Consider the following 18,512-nt stretch of genomic DNA (forward strand, 5'->3'; position numbering starts at 1 on the left):
TTTGGATCTAATTTTTTATCATTTTGTTTTTTAGAAGATGATTTACTAATGTTTTAATTAAGGAAAAATTAAATGCAAGATAGCCGAAGTACAAAAAATCCTGATTTAGAAAATCAAATAAAATCTCTATATCTTAACAGTGGAAAGGAAAAGGATGATGAAAAGATTGCAAAATTAACATCTATATTCGAAAAATCAGAGAAAAGTTTAATGCATACTGGTAGGATAGAGAGAAAAGATGTTAAATTTTATAATACAGATTTTGATACTATTGAAGGCAAAAGATATTATTATATTGAAGATTTAAAATATTCTAATTATCTATTTGTTAGAGCTGTAGCTACCGATTTTATTTTTAAAAACATTGATTTTTCCAAAACAATATTTGATAACTGCTATTTGAAGGACTGCAGATTTATAAATTGTAAATTTGAAGGAGCAAAATTTTCAAATAGTAATCTGCAAGGTTCATATTTCAGAGACTGTAATTTTGATTATGTAACTTTTGAAAAAACATTTGTTGATTATGAAATCTTTGAATGCGCTCCTAAATGGGATAACTTAAGATTTAGATTTGCAAGATCATTGAAGTTAAATTATGCTTCTATAGGTGATTATATTAAGGCATCTAAAGCAGTTACGGTTGAACTCCAAGCTACATTAGGACATTTGAGATCTAGTTGGTCTTCAGGTGATCCACATTATTCAATTAAATTTGGAGGATTTGAAAAGCGAATGAAACAGTTATACAAGTGGACTAAAGTTCACTTTTTAGATTTTATCTGGGGTAATGGAGAAAGTTTACGCAGATTAATTCGCTTTAATTTTATTGTTTTTTTAGCGTTAAGTGTTGTTGAAGTTTTTACAAGTGAAAGTAAATATGGTTTTCTTGAATTTTTGGAAACCTTATTTGTAAATATACCATCTGTTTATTTTGGTTTAAAAGTTGAAAATTTTGAATACTCTAATTATATCTTATTACCTCTTACAATTTTGAGATTAGTTAGTTTTGCTTTACTAATGTCTATTATTACTAAGAAATACAATAGACGATGAAAAATATATATATATTTGGTTCAATTGTAAGAGGAGAGATTGATCAGTACTCAGATACTGATTTATTGTTAATAACAGATGACACATTGAATTTTATCGATTTAGAAAAATATTCTTTATATACACCTACAAGAATTGAAGAAATGTACCGTGAAGGTAACCCTTTTGCTTGGCATTTGCATTATGAGTCAAAACTTGTTTACTCTGATGGGGTTGATTTTTTAAAAGAGCTAAAAATTCCCAATTCGTATAAAAATTGTTCTTTGGATTTGCATAAATTTTACAAATTATTTCAGGATAGTATAAAATCAATTCAATCGGATAAGTTATCATTGGTTTTTGATTTAGCAATGGTATTTTTAGCATTGAGAAATTTTGCAACATGTTATTCTCTTGAGCGCTATGAAAAACCGATTTTCAGTAGAAATTCATTTGAAAAGCTTAATGACTTTCCATTGATATTAGACAATAAAATAAAAAATTTATTAATGATGGCAAGAATAAGTTCTACTCGAGGAATTAGCTATAAAATTGATGAGATTGAATTATCTTTGTTTATTAAACAAGTCGATGCAATTGAAAAATGGTTCGACAAAATATTTACAAGTTATGAATGCAGAATTTAACAGCAGGGTGGACTTGCAGAGACAGGTTTTAAAAATAGTCAATAGTAAGAGCTTTAAAATGCAATTATCAGGACTTTCTAAACCAGCACTAGAAAATTGGATAATGATAAATAGTATATCTAATAATGAATTAAAGAATATATTATTTAAAATATCTGAATTGTTGTTTTTTATTGCTAATAGAAGTCAGGATCAAATTACAGAAGAATACAAAAAAATACAATTGAAGGCAGGAAATGAAATAGGTAAACTAAAAGTATTGTTGAATTAATTTCTAGGTTTTAGAATAATACACCCAATTTTATATTTATACGATGTCTATATTATAAAACAGAAAAGAGACTTTAAAAGTCTCTTTTTTAATTATATATCACTATAAAATAATTTATTTCCCAATCAATTTCTCCAACCTAACCATCATTTCATCTTTCTCCTTCAACATACGTTCGTACAACTCAATTTTTTCTTCATGAAGTTTAATTAATTGATCAATAGGATTAACAGTAGTACTTACATGTCCAGAATTGTTACCAACTGCTATTGCTCCTTCATGAAAAGTATTAGAAATAATATTAATCGCTTGTTCCTCATCAAAATTCTGAAAAGCTTCAACAGGAATTTTCAATACCGCTGAGATTTGTTTTAGTAGGTTTTCTTCAATTACATCTTTTTGCTCGAGCATAGAAATTTTCTTTTGGTTCCAGTCTTCGCCCAGATCATAAGCCAAAGCTTCCTGCTTTATGTTAAGCATTTCTCTAAAACGTTTTACGTTTCTTCCCTGATGTATTTTCTGTTCCATAATGAATATTGGTTTTCTGAAGATTCAAAGATAAAGCCATTTGGGCTAAAAATCATGAGTTTCAAAGATAAAAAAATATTTCAAAGAAGAATTATTTTGTAAGAATATTATATCTGTATTTGGGATAGATTATCCTTTAGAAAGAACAGAATTTCGCTTTAGAATTTTAAATCTATAAGCCATGAAAAAGAATAAAACAACTTTCGAAACGAGCTTTTGGGCAGGATATGCAGCGGGAAATCCGTTTAAGGCAATCGATGCCTTTTTTACTTTTGCACATCTCGATTACTACAAACAGAGTTTAAGCGAAGCGGTACTTTACAGCTATAAAACAAAAGTCTGCAAACAAGACAATCCTTCAGATGTTTTTGTTTTGTATACTGTTATCAAATCTTTCCTCAAAATTTGCTGCTGTCTGAAAGAGAAAAGCAAAAAATGGATAATAAAAGATTCTCTGCGATCTGAAACCGTTTTTCATCTTTCTTCACTAACAAAAGAAGAATACGAGAATCCTTTTATAGTATTTCAAAAAGCATTTACTGAAAGAACGCTAGAAGAGTTTGAATCTTTTTTATATCAAATCTTAGAGCTTTCGCTATCTCCACATTCCGCAGATTCTGACCCTGATTTAACGACGCCTTATATTCATGTAATAAAAATGCTCGATGCAGCAGAACTCATAAGAGAAAGGGGAGTAGAGAAAATCAAGAAAAGAAATCTGATTGATGCTTTAACAGAATAAAATATCAAGATTACAAAAAAAGCATAAAAAAATCCCATTTATTGGAAATGGGATTTTCAACTTTATTCTGCATTATTTACATGCTTCGTTATTCACGAATATTAAAAATTAATCATTGCGACGCTTACAATTGCCATGAAAACAAAAAAAGGAATAGAAAATATTAATAAACCAATATTAATATTTCTTAATGTTAGGTTTTTCTGTCGATGAAAAAATATAGTTTCCTTTATTATAAATATGTTAAATATAAAAAATGTTAAACTTGAAACAAATGAAAAGAAAAAAATCTGTTGTAAACCTCTATAATTAGCATCCCCGAATATCGATATTAGATATAATAAAAAGACAGGAATGACTAATCTAAGTATTAGATGTTTTATTATATTATTTTTCATTATTTAGATAGGTTTGTTGTATAGTGTGAATATTAATTAGTTTGAAAAGATTACTCGTCGATAACTTTTCTTTTAGGTTTTCGATCTTTATTAGTTGAAGCAGAACAGAATTTTGTTTATTCGGCATCATAAACTTCCACTTTTGAGTTTGGTATTTCAACTTCTGAAGTTGGGGATTTTAAATAAATTTTCCCCGAATAGACTGGTTTTTTGATGCTGCTTTTTATAATTTCTTTATTGAATTTAATATACAACTCAACATTTTCATTTTTATCGAAAAATTTTTTAAAGCGCTCCATTAATTGATTGTTGAAATTACGTTTCTCTAGATTTTTTAAATAGTCATTTTCATGAGTTGTTTTACCGTCGAGTAAATCAACCCAAATACGAACTTCAAATTGTCTTGAAAATTGATCTTGTACAAAAATCACAAAACTTATAGGTACAGCTTTTCCATTTGTGGTGTCAGTAAGGAATTCTAAACCAGTATTAGTATTACTGATAACTTCATTGTTCATGAAAAGAATATCATAATCATAAATTCTAAAATCTTTTCTATTAGTGCCAATTTTATAATTGTATCTTTTAAGACGATTTTTGAAATAAGTATTGCTTATTTTATTATTGGCTATTTCTTCCTGAACAAATAGAGGCATATCTTTTTGATAGTTTTTTATGACTTCCTTTCTATCTAAATTTTTACTGAAATCACCCCATTCAATGTCAAAGGTTTCATGTCCTTGATATGTTCCAATTTCTTTATTACCAATCCCGCCAATCCATAAAGTGACCAAACCTTCTGGAGCAAAGGCGACGGTTAGTGTATTATATTCATTTTTATATTCTACACCGTCCATACCCATTGTAGTTCCATAATCTTTTTTAAAGATATCGTACATTTTTTTTTGAGGCAATGCAAAATCACCTGCAAAAAACTTATTTTCAGCATACGAAAACCAAGTTATTTGCATGCGTTCTGGAACTTTCTTTTTATCATCACCAACTACCATAGTACCGCTGCTACTAGCTCCCCAACTATCGTTTAGATATTGTTCGCTTGGTATCCATGCAGTGGTGTTATCAGATAAAATAAAACTACCATAGACAACCTCTACAGGACAAGTTTCATCGGCACTTGTTTCGGCTAGCCATTCAAATTTTTCTATTTTTGTAAGCATTTCTTTTTGTTTTTCTGTATTTAAAAAATAATATGTTAATGGTATTTCTTTTTCTTTCCATAAGTCATATCCTAATCTAGAAAGTAGTAGTAGCGATAGTACTATCGCTATCAATAAATACAATTTATTTAAACTGTTTATCTTCATAATATTAATTTAATTTGGCTTCATACCTTTGATGAATAGGTACGTATACCAGGCTATTGATAGTATTGTAATACTTGTCAGTATAAGGAGTATGAATATTATTTTTGTTATTAATCGTTTAAATCCATGGATGTAGGCATAGATTGCCAGTAGGATAGTTAGAACAGGAATTACTAGTATTAATCTATAAGAATAACCAAGATAATCAGGATAAAATAAGTAGGATAAAAATGAAATGAATACAATTAAGAATATTGATAATATTTTGTTTTTATTTTGATCTGACATTTTGTTTAAATTTCGTTTATATTTATCCATCAATTTTTTTTCTATAAGGCTTTCCGTCTTCATATCTGCCTCCTTTTCCATAGCTATCACAAGTTGATCGATGAAGGTATTTATTTCGTATAAAATGCAATTTTTCATTTTTAAACGTTACTGTTTTACTATGTGCTCCATCATTTGTAATTGCATAATTTAATAACAAATTCTTTGCTTCTTCGAGGTCTTCAGGGACTTTGTAAGTCTCCTTTTTGCCTTTTTGCATTAGCGAGTTATCAAACATCATTTTATAATTTTCAGCAAGCTTAACCATTATAGAAAGCGGGATAAATTGATAGGATAGAGGTATTCTCCTAGTTGCCATATGTGTAGTAAATGAAACTCCCTTTTTTGAAGTTGTTGTGGTTACAATTTGTTCTTTTTCATACCAGCCTTCTTTTATTAAAGTTTCTTTTATGTTATCAAAGCCCTTTTCTAAATGTAGTTTTCTTATTTCCTTTTCAATTTCGGCGTAACCTCCGCCAATGTCACTATGAACACCAGGAATAGAAAGCTCATAGCCAATTCCAGCATCAATAGAGCTTTTTATGTTGGTAAGAGAAAAGTTTTCACGATATTCATCAGATGCGGTAATATGTATCACTTTTTTAATATTTCCTTCTAATTTTAAATTTAACTCTTGTATGTCATTGTTAAAATTAGGCGAAGTTGAAAAACTTTCGGAATAGGAGGAAACAGTGTCAAATAGCCCAACAAATTGTATTTTAAATTTGCTAGATTCTAGATCATACATATCCTGTAGCTTTCGTCTTTGTGATATAAAATTTCTTGCGGCAGCAGCGCCACGACTGAAACCAAAAACAGTTAGATCTATTTCATTAACAAATTGGTTTTCTTTTATAAATTTATCAGCTTTGAGTTTGTCAATTTTTTTCTTTATCTCCATAAAAGCTTTGTTTACTTTAACAGGAATTCCTGATTTATCACCGCTTCCAAAAGCATATCCATAAAAATCATCTTTATCATGATCCCTCGTACCTTCTCCTTCAATGTAAACTTTTACTTTATTCTCACTGTTTTCTGCAATGTTTATGTTGTGTAAAATCGCAATGTTAGAATAGTAGTTATCATAACTGCTTTCATTCTCATCATTATCCTCAAAAGCTTTTGCAGCTATTTCTTCTTTAGGAGTTAATAGTATTCCTTTTCTCTTCTTTTCATAAGCTAATCTGGCTTCAGTATTTTTCATATTATTTAAAGTACCATCAAAAAACACATTAACTGTTACTTTTACACCTACTTTCTCCTCAGGTTTCTTTTGCTTATCAGGAACAGCAACTTTTGCAACACTATTGTTTTTAGGAGGTTCAATTGTTTTCTTGAGATCATTTATAATCTTAAGCTGTATGGCGTCTTGTATAGTGTCAATTTTGCCTATATACTTAACTTGAGCATAAAATTCATGTTCGTTTTCATCTCTATAATCTTTATCGTTCAGTATTTTTTGATATACTTTTATGTTGTTAAAGTATAGTTCTGCTTTTCCATATTTATCAACAGGAGATGTAGTATAGGTTCCCATATTTCGAGAATTATTACCATGTCCATCCATGCCTTCGTCTTCCCAAATGGTTACTTGAAGTCTGTCTCCAACTGGAATATTTAATGTGTGAATAAACAAACGAACATTGTCTGAATAACCAATCGCTTTACCGTCTAGGTCACGATAAAATTGATCTTGCCACTTAAGATCTTCTATGCTTGGCGTTCCTGCAACTGGTGTAACATTCAGTTTTGCAGTATCTTTTGCTCCATGAATATCGGTAAAAGTAACGGCAATTGTGTAATTGATTCCTATGCTTGCCTGACTAAAAGTAACTCTGCCATCGCTGCCTAAATCTAAAAACAGTTTTCCGTTTTTTAAAAGTGTCCAATGCTGTTTTACAATTTTAGAGCCATCTACTTCTTTATGGTTATCATCTTTTTCATTTACATACAATTGCACTCCTTTTTTCGCTTGATCGTTAGCCGTCTTTGTATACATTAACGAATAAACACTTTTGCCAATTATAGGCCTTGAATCACCTTTGATATAAAATTTCATCACTATTATTTTTTAGCTTCAGGTATTCCGTTTAATTCGTTTTGAAATTCTCCCATATTAAACATCGGATTTATTAGATTATGTACATCGGGATTCGCATTGATGAAGTTTTGCTCACTAGGTTCAGCTATTTGCCCGTGATTTTTAACTTTAATACAATCTGGTCCGCCAATAGGACAAGTCGCTTTACTGTCTTCTAGTAGTGCTTTGCCATTATTTGACAAGGTTATTTTTTCATAAAAGCCACTCCATTTGGTAATTGTCGCATGGCATGGTAAATAATCTCCGTTTCCTTTCGGTTGCATTTTACATTTGCCGAAAGTATTTTTTTCTAGAGTTTGACCTATCTCTTTATCTGTCGCTATAAGTTTTGCACTGCCATCTTTATCGTTTGCATAATGTTTACTTTGCGTTTTTACTTTTAATTTATCAAGTTTGGGCTCTACGCTAAACTTACATTTTAGCATTGCACCGTTTACAACAATGTGTTTCTCGCTCATAATCTTCTCTTATTTTAATTAATGGAGTTTAAATAGATCCTTAAAAAAGCTTTCTTTTTTTATCGTTTCACCTACAAAAAAATCATGATTTTGCTCAGATGCTGTAATTTTTTTGTCATTGAGATTGTAGATTTTGACTGTTGCTTTTTTTGTAAAGTCACCAATGATATCACATTCTAAGCTTGCGCTTTCGATGGTATAGGTATTTGGATTCAAATGGTAAATGGAGTGGTATTTGCCAGAAAAATTATTTTTTCTAAGAGCGTCTTCTTTTGCTGTATTTGCCAATGTGCCCTTTTTTTCAATAACTACCATATTTGCATCATTTAGATACTCATCAATTTTTTGCGTTACGCTAAATATTACAGTACCATTTTTAGGTGTAATGGCAAAATCTGTCTCTGTTATGATAGATAAATCTGAAGTATAAGCAGTATGGATTCCATTAAAGAAGACTTTTAAAAACCAATCATCGGATAAATTTTGAAGTAGGTTTTCTTCTTCATTTAGTATAGAATCGAGAGCATTTAAATATTTGTTTATAGCTTCGCCCTCATTTTTTTCTAGGATACTTTTTCTTTTTGCTGCCCATCGTTCGCTTATATCATAAAAATTATGGATATCGATCCATTTACCTTCTGGATTAACAACAATTAGTAGTGGGTATAGAACACTTGATACTTTTTCTGCTAGAATATCGGTTATGGCATCAGTTTGTGCACTATTTAAAAATACTTTAGATACTCTATCAATTTCAAATAAAGAATATCCATTTTTATCTTTTTTGATATATTCTACACTTAGTTTACATTTTATGGTTTGTAAAATATTATCGTTCTCAATTGTCTGAAGCACCATGTAGCTATTTTTACCTCTTACTTTATGAAAAGGTATTTTGAATCCATTATCAAAAATTACTTTTATAGGCTTTGCATTTTCTTGTTCATTATCCGATTCCTGTTTTTTTGGTTTTAAAAGAAGGAATTCTAAATGACTTGGAAAATCAGCATTTATCACATCGCGATCTTCAATGCAATTGAAGTTATGATAATGCCTAAGTTCGTCGAGTGTTATTTCAAGCTTATCTGCTACAGAAATAGGAGTGTCTCCTTTTTGTATCTTGTAAGTAAAGTGTTTAACCGCACCCCAATTGTCTAAAATTTTGCCAATAATCATGAAAGTATGTAAGATATATTTTGGTTTAAATATATGTATTTTTCTTACATTTTTTAATGATAAAATAAGAAAAAACTACAATTTAACATTTAGTAGAAAATAATCATTTTCTTGCTAATATTAACTTATTTGTTTTCAGGCTATTAGGTTTTTGAGAAGAATCTTCTGAACTTTGTACAAGCAAAATAATGTTCGAAAACAAAAAAAGAGACCTCAAAGTCTCTTTTTTAAAATTAATTATGCTTTTATAATTGCTTATTTATCAATTTCTAAATCTTGCATTCATTTTATCTATCTCCTTCAACATACGTTCGTACAACTCAATTTTTTCTTCGTGAAGTTCTTTTAATGAATTTATACCCTTCAAACCATAAAACAGATAGGGAAGCAATTCCAGCAGCTAATCCTAATTCTCTTATAGTAAGTCCAGTGAGATGGAAAAAATCAGAGAAAGGATTGACATATAAAATGGCTGACAGCATGATGAGCGTTGAAAAACTGACGATAGGAAAAAGAATGTTTCTATTTTTAAAGCTTTCAAAAAGACTGTAATGAAAAGAGCGGTTTGTTAAGCTCAATAAAATATTAGCAAAAATTAAGGTGCTGAAAACCATTGCTCTGGTTTTTTCTTCATTGCCGCCATTTTGAACCGTATGCTGATAAACAAAGAGAACGCCAGCTGTTATCAATACTCCTTGAATAATGCTGATAGAGAGTTCTTTCCAATTAAGAAAAGTATCGGTCATTTTTCTCGGTTTGTTTTGCATGGTATTGCGTTCCATAGGCTCATTTTCATACACAATGGAGCAGGTGGGACCCATAACCAGTTCTAAAAAGATAACGTGAACAGGAGTAAATATCTGCGGAAATACCCATCCTAAAAGCAATGGAAGTGAAACCGTTAGAATAATAGGGATATGAATGGAAATGATATATTGAACCGCTTTTTTGATATTGGCATAAATTCTTCTGCCAGAAGCAATTCCGACAATTAGTTTGTCCAGATCATCATTGGTAATTACCAACGCGGCGGCAGCTTTGGCGATTTCGGTTCCTTTACTTCCCATTGCAACGCCTATATGAGCGGCTTTCAGAGCTGGCGAATCGTTTACGCCATCTCCAAGCATGGCAACGACTTCACCTTGTTTTTTCAGCGCATTTACGACAGCGAGTTTGGCATCAGGAAACATTCTTGTAAAAAGTACTTTTTCTTCGGCTGCTTGTAGAAGCTGTTCTTCCGAAAATTCCATAATATCTTTGCCTTCAATAGCTTCAGAAGTCTGTTTTATTCCTGCTTGTAAGGCTATGCTTCTGGTGGTATCGACATTATCTCCCGTAATTACTTTTACTTTGATTCCCGCATCATAAATATGGCTAAAAACTTCTTGAATACCTTTTTTTGGAGGATCATAGAAAACTACCAGTCCAAGAAAATCAAACTTGAAATCCTGCTGCTTTTCTGGAAAATTATTGCTTTCAAAATGGGATCTGGCCACACCTAAAATTCGAAATCCTTGACTGCCAAGATTCTTAATAATATCGCGGACTTTATTTTTTTCATTTTCGCTAAGTGTCGAAACATTCAGAATAGCTTCAGGCGCACCTTTTGCCGCTATAATGCGTTCCTTTTCTGTATTTTCAAAAAGATGCGTCATCATTGGAGGTTTGCCTTCAAGAGGATATTCGTGTATCATTTGAAAATCTTTGCGTCGGTCGTCTTTTCTAGACTTTTCATACAAACGATGCAAGGTTTTTTCCATGGGATCAAATGGTACGGGCTCGCTGCTCCACATGGCATAGTCAATAATTGTCGAGAGATCGGGATTGCTAAAATCGTCTTCATCTAAAATTTTATCCGAAGCGAAATTGTAGATATGTTTGAGCTGCATCGTATTTTCGGTTATAGTCCCAGTTTTATCGGTACATATAACTGTTGTACTGCCCAATGTTTCGACTATGCTGCTTCGTTTGACAATAATGCCTTCACGCATGAGCTTCCAAGCGCCCAATGCCATAAAGGTCGAAAAAGCTACGGGAATTTCTTCTGGCAAAACAGACATTGCCAGTGTAAGTCCGTTGAGCAGACTGTCCAGAAGGCTACGCGTATGATAAAAGCTAATGATGCAAACCATTGCAAACACAATAATACCCACAATGGCCATTCCTTTGACAAACCGTCCTATCTGAAGCTGTAAAGGAGATGTTTCTTCTTTTATTTCTGAAATAGAAACGCCTATTTTGCCCAAACGGGTTTCTTTTCCTATTTTTTCGACTTTGATTACAGCTAATCCTGAAACGGCTAAAGTTCCGCTGTAAACCTTGTTATCATCACTTTCGCTGCTTTTAAAAACAGAGAGACTTTCGCCAGTAAGAGAGGACTCATTAACAGAAAAATCATTGCTATGCATAATTTCACCATCAGCATTAATCATCTTTCCTTCTTCAACAATGCAAAGGTCGCCAACGGTAATTTCGTGAGTCGGAATCTCAATAATTTTTGCATTGCGAATAACCTTGCTTAAAGGTTCATTGAGTTTTTCTAATGCTTCTAAAGCTTTTCGGCTGCGATTATCCTGATATAACGAAATGGCGGCAACCGTGGCAATGGCCAGAAACATAAAAAGAGCCTCGCCATAATCTCCTATGGCAAGATAAATAATTGAAATAGCAAACAGCAGAACAAGCATTGGCTCTTTGAATATATTTATAAGAAGCTCTAGCCACGTATTTTTATCGGCATTGTCTATTTGGTTGTAACCGTATTTTTTTCTTGAAAGGGTTACTTCGTTATCGTTAAGTCCTTTGAGATGTTCAGGTATATTGTAAGACATAGATAATTTTATATTAATGCGATAGTGATTTTGAACGAGTTGAAATTTAAGCGCTTAGTGTCTTATGGAAATAAAAATATATTATAAATATAATGAAACTCCCGATATTTCTTACTGTTTTTTTGAAGCTTTGAAGCTGCTCGCCAATTTATAACTAGCATACAATTTTGAGTATGGTTTTGTACGATTCCTTTTTTAACCTATCTTCGCTGATTATAGATTTCTGAAAAACATTTAAATCCTTTAAAACCGAATTTGTGGAAAAAAATCATGAAGCCGCAGGAGACAACCAGCTTAAACGCGGACTAACTAACCGCCATATTCAATTAATTGCCCTTGGCGGATCAATAGGAACAGGTCTTTTCTTAGGTATTGGCCCAGCGGCTGTATTAGCAGGTCCATCTGTTATCTTAGGATATGCAATTGCTGGAATTATCGCCTTTTTTATTATGAGACAGCTTGGTGAAATGGTTGTTGAAGAGCCTGTATCAGGAAGCTTTAGCTATTTTGCCTATAAATATTGTGGTTCTTTTGCAGGTTTTGCATCAGGTTGGAATTATTGGATTTTATACATTTTAGTTAGTATGGCTGAACTTACAGCCATTGGGGTTTATGTGCAGTTTTGGTGGCCTGAAATTCCGCTTTGGGCAACCAGTTTGTTTTTCTTTCTGGTTATTAATGCTTTAAATTTTGCTTCTGTAAAAGTGTACGGAGAAACTGAATTTTGGTTTTCTATCATAAAAGTAGTAGCGATTATTGCTATGATTCTTTTTGGTACTTATTTGCTTATAAGTGGAACAGGAGGAGAGCACGCTACGATTCATAATTTATATAACGATGGCGGTTTCTTTCCAAAAGGTTTCTTTGAAAAAACAGCAAATGGCAGTTTTCAAGGTTTATTATCGGCAATGGCGCTAATTATGTTCTCTTTTGGAGGTTTAGAACTAATAGGAATTACCGCTGCTGAGGCAGAAAATCCAGAAAAAAACATTCCAAAAGCAACCAATCAGGTTATTTATAGAATTCTTATATTTTATGTTGGAGCATTGGTAATTTTATTTGCTTTATCGCCTTGGAGACAAATTACTACAGACAGCAGTCCGTTTGTAATGGTTTTTCAGAATCTAAACGGAATGGAATTTGAGCTGTTTGGCAGCAAAATATACTTTACACGTCTTATAGCTAATGTGCTTAATCTTATTGTATTAACTGCTGCTTTATCGGTTTATAATAGTAGTGTATACAGCAATTCACGTATGTTATTTGGTTTAGCAGATCAAGGTAGCGCTCCAAAGTTTTTAAAGAAACTGAACAAACACTCAGTGCCGGTTAATGCCATTTTAATTTCTTCATGTTTTGCAGCGATTTGTATTTTAATCAATAAAGTAATGCCAGAAGAGGCTTTTAGTATTTTAATGTCTTTAGTAGTGTCTTGCTTGGTTATTAACTGGGTTATGATTTCGTACACGCATCTTCAATTTAGACGTGCAAAAGACAGGGAAAATGTAAAAACTCAGTTTGCCTCAATATTTTATCCAATAAGTAATTACATCTGTTTCGTATTTTTATTGGGTATTTTATCCATCATGTGGATGACGGATATGAAGCTATCTGTGGAATTAATTCCTATCTGGTTGGGTATTCTTTTTATATTTTATAAAGTTTATAAAACCAAAAAATAAGTAGTTTATGAAAATCCCGTTTCTAATGAAATGGGATTTTTTTTATGGCGTTTTAAGAATTAGGTTCGTTTAATTAGATTTGTCATATCTTCGAAAAAATAATGCAGTATCAATTTGTATTAGAGTATATTAGTGTTGAAAAAGTTTGAAATTTTATAACGAATTAAATAGTTCAATCAATGGAAAATTATAACAAAGACGTTACGGCTTACATTGCGAAAATGGCTGATTTTGCCAAACCTATTTTAAATCATTTGCGAGAGGTAATTTTTAGTGCTTGTCCCGAAGCAGAAGAAAATATAAAATGGGGAACACCACATTATTCTTATAAAGGTGATCATTTAGTTATGATGGGCGGTTTTAAACAGCATTGCTCTTTTAGTTTGTATAAAGCTGAATTGATGAAAGACGCGGAGATTCAGGCAAGTGTAAAAGCAGGTAAAAAGTTTGGCTATATGGACAAGATTAAGGATTTGTCTGAATTGCCAAGCAAAGAAAAATTAACTGCATACATCAAAGAGGCAATGGTTTTTAATGAAAATGGAACTGCTAAACCCAAACCGGTAAAAGAAAAATCTACGGCAGAAGTGGTGGCTCCTAAAGAATTTGTAGATGCCTTAAAAAAGGATGTTAAAGCGACTGAAATTTTTGAAAGCAAATCGCCGTCATTCCGTAAAAACTATATTATTTGGATTGCAGATGCAAAAACAGATGAAACTAGAAATAAAAGAATTTTACAATCTCTAGAATGGATTGCAGAAGGGAAAGATAGATTTTGGCAATCTAAGAAATAATTGGAAAAATAGTATTTAGTTTAAAATTATTACACACATAAAAAAAGAACCGACTGGTTTTGATAGATAGCAGTTTCATAGCGGTGCTCTCACTAAATACCGCTATGAAAAACAGCAGGAAATTTATCCTGATTAGCAAAAACCAGCTTGGCTAATTCATAATTAGCATCCGAATCCAGAAGTGTATTTTCAATTTCTTTTACTTCGAATGCTGTAGCCACTTTTCCAATCTTTTTTCCATGTTTGCGAAAAGAAGTACGGGTAAAACCATGAAGAATTCCATTTTCGATTATTGAAAATTGAAATTCATCATTCATTTCCCTTTTTTCGAGATCATAATTTCTCAACTCGTAACGCTGTATACTAAAAACTGAATCAAAGTATTCTCCAACCACGATTTGATCCATATATTGTTTGATGAAACTATCTAAGGTATAATTTGTTACTAAAGGATTAAAACTTTGAAACTCGATAAAATGTTCGCCCGAAATTTTCTCAAGAGTATGAGCCGTTATCAGATCTGATTTTACGTCCTCGCCAATTAATGATTTTGGTCGGTCAATTATTCTTAATCTGCCGTTCCATTTGCAATATTCTTTAACTTCATCTGAATCGGTGTTAATTACGATACTTTCAAATTGAGTAAATTTCAGTAATTTTTCAATCATATACTGGTACATAGGTATTCCATTAAATGGAAGAAAATTTCTATTAGGCAAAACATGAAAAGGATAATCTTTTTGTATTGGTAATAGGGCAGTAAGATAGAAATTACTCATAATGTTTTTATAAGAGAATTAAGAATGACGATTATTTTATGAAACTAATATAGGAAGATAGAATAAACTGGGTTTAGGTAGAAATACTTGATTTGAAATAGTTGCTTAGAAAGAGTGAAGAGTGAAGAGTAAAGAGTAAAGAGTAAAGAGTAAAGAGTAAAGAGTAAAGAGTAAAGAGTAAAGAGTAAAGAGTAAAGAGTAAAGAGTAAAGAGTAAAGAGTAAAGAGTAAAGAGTAAAGAGTAAAGAGTAAAGAGTAAAGAGTAAAGAGTAAAGAGTAAAGAGTAAAGAGTAAAGGGTAAAGAGTAAAGGGTAAAGAGTAAAGGGTAAAGAGTAAAGGGTAAAGAGTAAAGGGTAAAGAGTAAAGAGTAAATAGTGAAAAGTAGTGCATTATTTACTTAATGCCAGTCAAGAATTGAAAGTTTACAATTTTTGACATTAGCAATGTTTAAATGCGATATTTACTAAAAAAAAACAAAGGGTTCTGAAAAAACACTAATAAGGCGTAAAAGTGATATAATCTAAATTCATGTTTCCGTTTTCTACAATATGCAATGTGAGAAGCTGTTTTCCTTTCTCAAGGGTTATACTTCCAATATTATCTTGACTGTTCCAATGATGCCACTGTCTCCATGCTACAGGATCTTTATCGTCATGCGTAGAGGTTATTTTCATCTTTCCGGTAGCATCTTTTCCATTGACATCAAAAGAGATTGCGCCATCTCCATTGGCAGTGTAGAGAAGTCCTATTTTGTATTTGCCAGTCTTTTTTACCTGAACCGTGTAGTTGATCCATTCAGCAGGCTGCGTCCAACCAACATAAAAGTGTTCAAGTTTTACAGGAACCTTGCTATAAGGAGTAACATCAATGTTATCTGGTTTTGTATATGAAATATCAACGCCTTCATTAATTCTGAATTCATTCAGAGGATTTCCATTTACAGGATTAAGTTTCCCACTTCCGTTATTGATACTGTCTTGATCAAAGTAAGCTATTCCTTGTCCGCCAAGGTCATAAAACTCGCATTCAATTTTTCCTGGAATTTCCTGCACTTTATAGGCACTAGACTCTTTAGCGTACTGACTACTGAAAAAAGGAGTATAAGATTCAGCAGATAGAAACAAGTAAACACAAGGCAATAGTAATATTTTTTTCATGGCATTTCTACATAGATTTAATATAAAAATAACATTTTTTCTATATAAAAAGTAAATAGAATTAATTGGACAAATGATATATAGAACGCCTTTCATGCTTCTTTCCTTTTAAATTCTTGCGTGCTAAAAAAAAATATACTTTAATTTTATTTTTTGATTTATTCTGTTTTAATTTGACAAAACGGTAAAATCTTACATAATTCATTTTTTAGTATTGAGAACTTAATGATTTACAGCAAAGAAAACTTTCCAAAAATATCTTCTGAACGCAATACAGCAGCTACTGTAGCAATTTATATGCTGTTTGGACTTTTATGCATCGCGATGCTTGTTTTATTTGTTGGAATTCCTTTGAGCCTTCAGTTGGAGTATAATAGCCGTTTGTCAAACGAAGAAATGATTTTCAATTTTATATATTTCCCTTTGCTGTTTTGGGGTATTTGGGCTCTTTACAAAAATTATTTGCGACAGAGGCAAAAAAAAGTCATTTTGATTTCTGTAGATCAGCACGGTGTACACCATTATCAATATGATGGGACAGTTAAAAGTATTTTGTACAAGGAACTGGGTAGGAGTGGAGAAAGTTATGTAAATGATATTGATCGAAAAGTAGGAACAAAATATTCACCAGCATACATTTTTGGTTTTAAAGAGGGTGTAAAAGTTCCCATTCATTTTTCTACAGCTGAAAATGGATTGTCTTATGTGCCAAAAAATAAATATGAGCTAATTGCTCATTTTCTGCAGGGTGCTACTTTATTTTGTCCACATTTGAAAATTTCTCCAGTAGTTTATACTTCTAATTTTATTAATCCCAAAACTTTTGAGTTTGACAAAAAGGCCGAAAGAATTGCAATTTTCATAGCTTTTATATTAGTAATCATTATTCTGGTTGCAGTCGATCTGTTTCTTAAATATACCAAAGGTCTTTCGATATTGTTTTAAATCCTATTCAGTTACATCATTTTTCCCTCTTTTGCATATTCTTTTTTAATTCCCTGTAGCAGATGATTTAAGTTGATGCTTTTGTTTTGATCTTCTAAAGTTCGCAGACAGGCATATTGAATAATGTTGACAATATTTGCTCCCGTAATGTCGTATTTTTTTGAAAGTTCTTGGAGGTTTACATCTTCAGCAATTTTAATTCCTTTTGGCAGATTATTTTGCCACAATTTCAAACGTTCGCCATAAGAAGGCACTTCAAACTCGATTATAGATTGAAATCTACGGGTAAAAGCACTATCAATATTGGTTTTAAAGTTAGAAGCCAAAATCACTAATCCAGGATGGTTTTCGATTCGCTGTAGCAAATACGAAACTTCCTGATTGGCATATTTATCGTGCGCATCTCGCACATTGGTTCTTTTTCCGAAAACGGCATCGGCTTCATCAAAAAACAGAATCCAATCTTTATCAGTGGCTTTGTCAAAAAGAGAAGAAAGATTTTTTTCGGTTTCGCCAATATATTTTGAAATCACCATAGACAAATCTATTCTATACACATCTCTGTGCGTGTATTTTCCTAAAAGTGAAGCCGTAAGTGTTTTTCCCGTTCCAGGCGCGCCGTAAAACATAACTCTAAAACCGGGTTTTATTTTGGCTTTCATATTCCATTCGTGAAGCAGAATATCGTTGAATTTAAGCCAAGTTTCTATCTCTTTTATTTGGTTTAAAGTATTGGAATTCAAAACCAAATCCTCCCAATCTAATTGCGTTTCTATCAGTTGCGCAGGGAAAATACTGCTCAATTGTGGTTTTAGGATTTTTCCAGTTATGAATTTTTCAATGTATTCATCTTCTAAAACCAACAGACCGCTTAGTTTAGGTTCGCCATTTGGAACAGATTCCACTTTAACAATGCTCTTTTTGTATAAAAAAGATTGATTGTGCAAGTAATTATAGAATGAAATTCGGTTTTCGAGATCATTTCCAGCAATTAAAAACTGAGCCGTTTCACCGGTTGGCAGAATGCCGCGATGATTTTTAGTTTTTATTCCGCCAAACTCAGGCAGTTCACCGCCATTTGGTAAATATTCTGCAATAATCGAACTCAAAAAATCGGGCTTCAAATGCGGAACTAGAGACAATCCCAAAATAAGAATATCAATTTCTGAGAGATTATTTTCGATGATAAATTCGTCAATAAAACCATTCGCATCCAGCTGATTCAAAACAGGTTTTTCCGTCGGATTTTCGACGTGAAAAAGAGTATCAAGCTGAAATACGAATTGGTTTTTAAGATATGTAAATACATTTTCCATT

16 protein-coding genes are annotated in these 18,512 nt (G+C 31.9%); 7 read left to right on the plus strand and 9 right to left on the minus strand.

The window, feature by feature from the left end:
* The first annotated feature begins 72 nt into the window (after positions 1-72).
* Genes PQ463_RS04730 through PQ463_RS04740 form a run of 3 tightly spaced genes read left to right on the plus strand, consistent with a single transcriptional unit; the run spans position 73 to position 1,953 of the window.
* Positions 73-1,056 (plus strand): pentapeptide repeat-containing protein, encoded by a 984-nt coding sequence (locus tag PQ463_RS04730; RefSeq protein WP_274256554.1) that lies wholly within the window; start codon positions 73-75, stop codon positions 1,054-1,056.
* The gene (locus PQ463_RS04735; RefSeq protein ID WP_274256555.1) at positions 1,053-1,682 is read left to right on the plus strand and encodes a nucleotidyltransferase domain-containing protein; all 630 of its coding nucleotides are present in this window, start codon (positions 1,053-1,055) and stop codon (positions 1,680-1,682) included. Before PQ463_RS04730 ends, PQ463_RS04735 begins: the two co-directional genes overlap by 4 nt.
* Positions 1,666-1,953, plus strand: coding sequence for a hypothetical protein (locus PQ463_RS04740; protein ID WP_274256556.1), 288 nt, complete (start codon positions 1,666-1,668; stop codon positions 1,951-1,953). The genes PQ463_RS04735 and PQ463_RS04740 overlap by 17 nt, the downstream gene beginning before the upstream one ends.
* Before the next feature lie 114 nt (positions 1,954-2,067).
* On the opposite strand, the gene PQ463_RS04745 is transcribed toward PQ463_RS04740, so the two are convergent.
* Entirely contained in the window at positions 2,068-2,481 is a 414-nt protein-coding gene (locus PQ463_RS04745) for a helix-turn-helix domain-containing protein (RefSeq protein WP_274256557.1), read from the minus strand.
* A gap of 181 nt (positions 2,482-2,662) precedes the next feature.
* On the opposite strand from PQ463_RS04745, the gene PQ463_RS04750 reads away from it, so the two are divergent.
* Positions 2,663-3,223: a hypothetical protein gene (locus PQ463_RS04750; RefSeq protein WP_274256558.1), complete on the plus strand. Its 561-nt coding sequence runs from the start codon at positions 2,663-2,665 to the stop codon at positions 3,221-3,223.
* A gap of 514 nt (positions 3,224-3,737) precedes the next feature.
* On the opposite strand, the gene PQ463_RS04755 is transcribed toward PQ463_RS04750, so the two are convergent.
* From PQ463_RS04755 to PQ463_RS04775, 5 genes are all read right to left on the minus strand, one after another.
* Positions 3,738-4,946: a DUF2931 family protein gene (locus PQ463_RS04755; protein ID WP_274256560.1), complete on the minus strand. Its 1,209-nt coding sequence runs from the start codon at positions 4,944-4,946 to the stop codon at positions 3,738-3,740.
* Positions 4,947-5,256: 310 nt separating this feature from the next.
* The gene (locus PQ463_RS04760; protein ID WP_274256562.1) at positions 5,257-7,332 is read right to left on the minus strand and encodes a phospholipase effector Tle1 domain-containing protein; all 2,076 of its coding nucleotides are present in this window, start codon (positions 7,330-7,332) and stop codon (positions 5,257-5,259) included.
* Between the two features lie 5 nt (positions 7,333-7,337).
* Positions 7,338-7,832 (minus strand): DUF4280 domain-containing protein, encoded by a 495-nt coding sequence (locus PQ463_RS04765; RefSeq protein ID WP_274256564.1) that lies wholly within the window; start codon positions 7,830-7,832, stop codon positions 7,338-7,340.
* An 18-nt stretch (positions 7,833-7,850) separates the two neighbouring features.
* The gene (locus tag PQ463_RS04770; protein ID WP_274256565.1) at positions 7,851-9,008 is read right to left on the minus strand and encodes a hypothetical protein; all 1,158 of its coding nucleotides are present in this window, start codon (positions 9,006-9,008) and stop codon (positions 7,851-7,853) included.
* A gap of 320 nt (positions 9,009-9,328) precedes the next feature.
* Positions 9,329-11,839, minus strand: a complete 2,511-nt coding sequence (locus tag PQ463_RS04775; protein ID WP_274256566.1) for a cation-translocating P-type ATPase — start codon at positions 11,837-11,839, stop codon at positions 9,329-9,331.
* Between the two features lie 257 nt (positions 11,840-12,096).
* On the opposite strand from PQ463_RS04775, the gene PQ463_RS04780 reads away from it, so the two are divergent.
* Complete coding sequence (locus PQ463_RS04780; RefSeq protein WP_274256567.1) at positions 12,097-13,521, plus strand: amino acid permease; 1,425 nt, start codon at positions 12,097-12,099, stop codon at positions 13,519-13,521.
* Positions 13,522-13,700: 179 nt separating this feature from the next.
* Positions 13,701-14,315, plus strand: coding sequence for a YdeI/OmpD-associated family protein (locus PQ463_RS04785; protein ID WP_274256568.1), 615 nt, complete (start codon positions 13,701-13,703; stop codon positions 14,313-14,315).
* A gap of 92 nt (positions 14,316-14,407) precedes the next feature.
* On the opposite strand, the gene PQ463_RS04790 is transcribed toward PQ463_RS04785, so the two are convergent.
* Together PQ463_RS04790 and PQ463_RS04795 are read right to left on the minus strand one after the other, a co-directional pair.
* Positions 14,408-15,094, minus strand: a complete 687-nt coding sequence (locus tag PQ463_RS04790; RefSeq protein ID WP_274256569.1) for a cytidylyltransferase domain-containing protein — start codon at positions 15,092-15,094, stop codon at positions 14,408-14,410.
* Positions 15,095-15,587: 493 nt separating this feature from the next.
* Entirely contained in the window at positions 15,588-16,250 is a 663-nt protein-coding gene (locus PQ463_RS04795) for a carbohydrate-binding protein (protein ID WP_274256570.1), read from the minus strand.
* A 225-nt stretch (positions 16,251-16,475) separates the two neighbouring features.
* Here PQ463_RS04795 and PQ463_RS04800 point away from each other — a divergent pair, with 225 nt between their 5' ends.
* Complete coding sequence (locus PQ463_RS04800) at positions 16,476-17,195, plus strand: hypothetical protein (protein ID WP_274256571.1); 720 nt, start codon at positions 16,476-16,478, stop codon at positions 17,193-17,195.
* 11 nt (positions 17,196-17,206) lie between these two features.
* Here PQ463_RS04800 and PQ463_RS04805 read toward each other — a convergent pair whose 3' ends face one another.
* Entirely contained in the window at positions 17,207-18,511 is a 1,305-nt protein-coding gene (locus tag PQ463_RS04805) for an ATP-binding protein (protein WP_274256573.1), read from the minus strand.
* Between the last annotated feature and the right edge of the window lies 1 nt (position 18,512).

It is taken from the genome of Flavobacterium sp. KACC 22763 (assembly GCF_028736155.1).
Lineage (GTDB): Bacteria > Bacteroidota > Bacteroidia > Flavobacteriales > Flavobacteriaceae > Flavobacterium.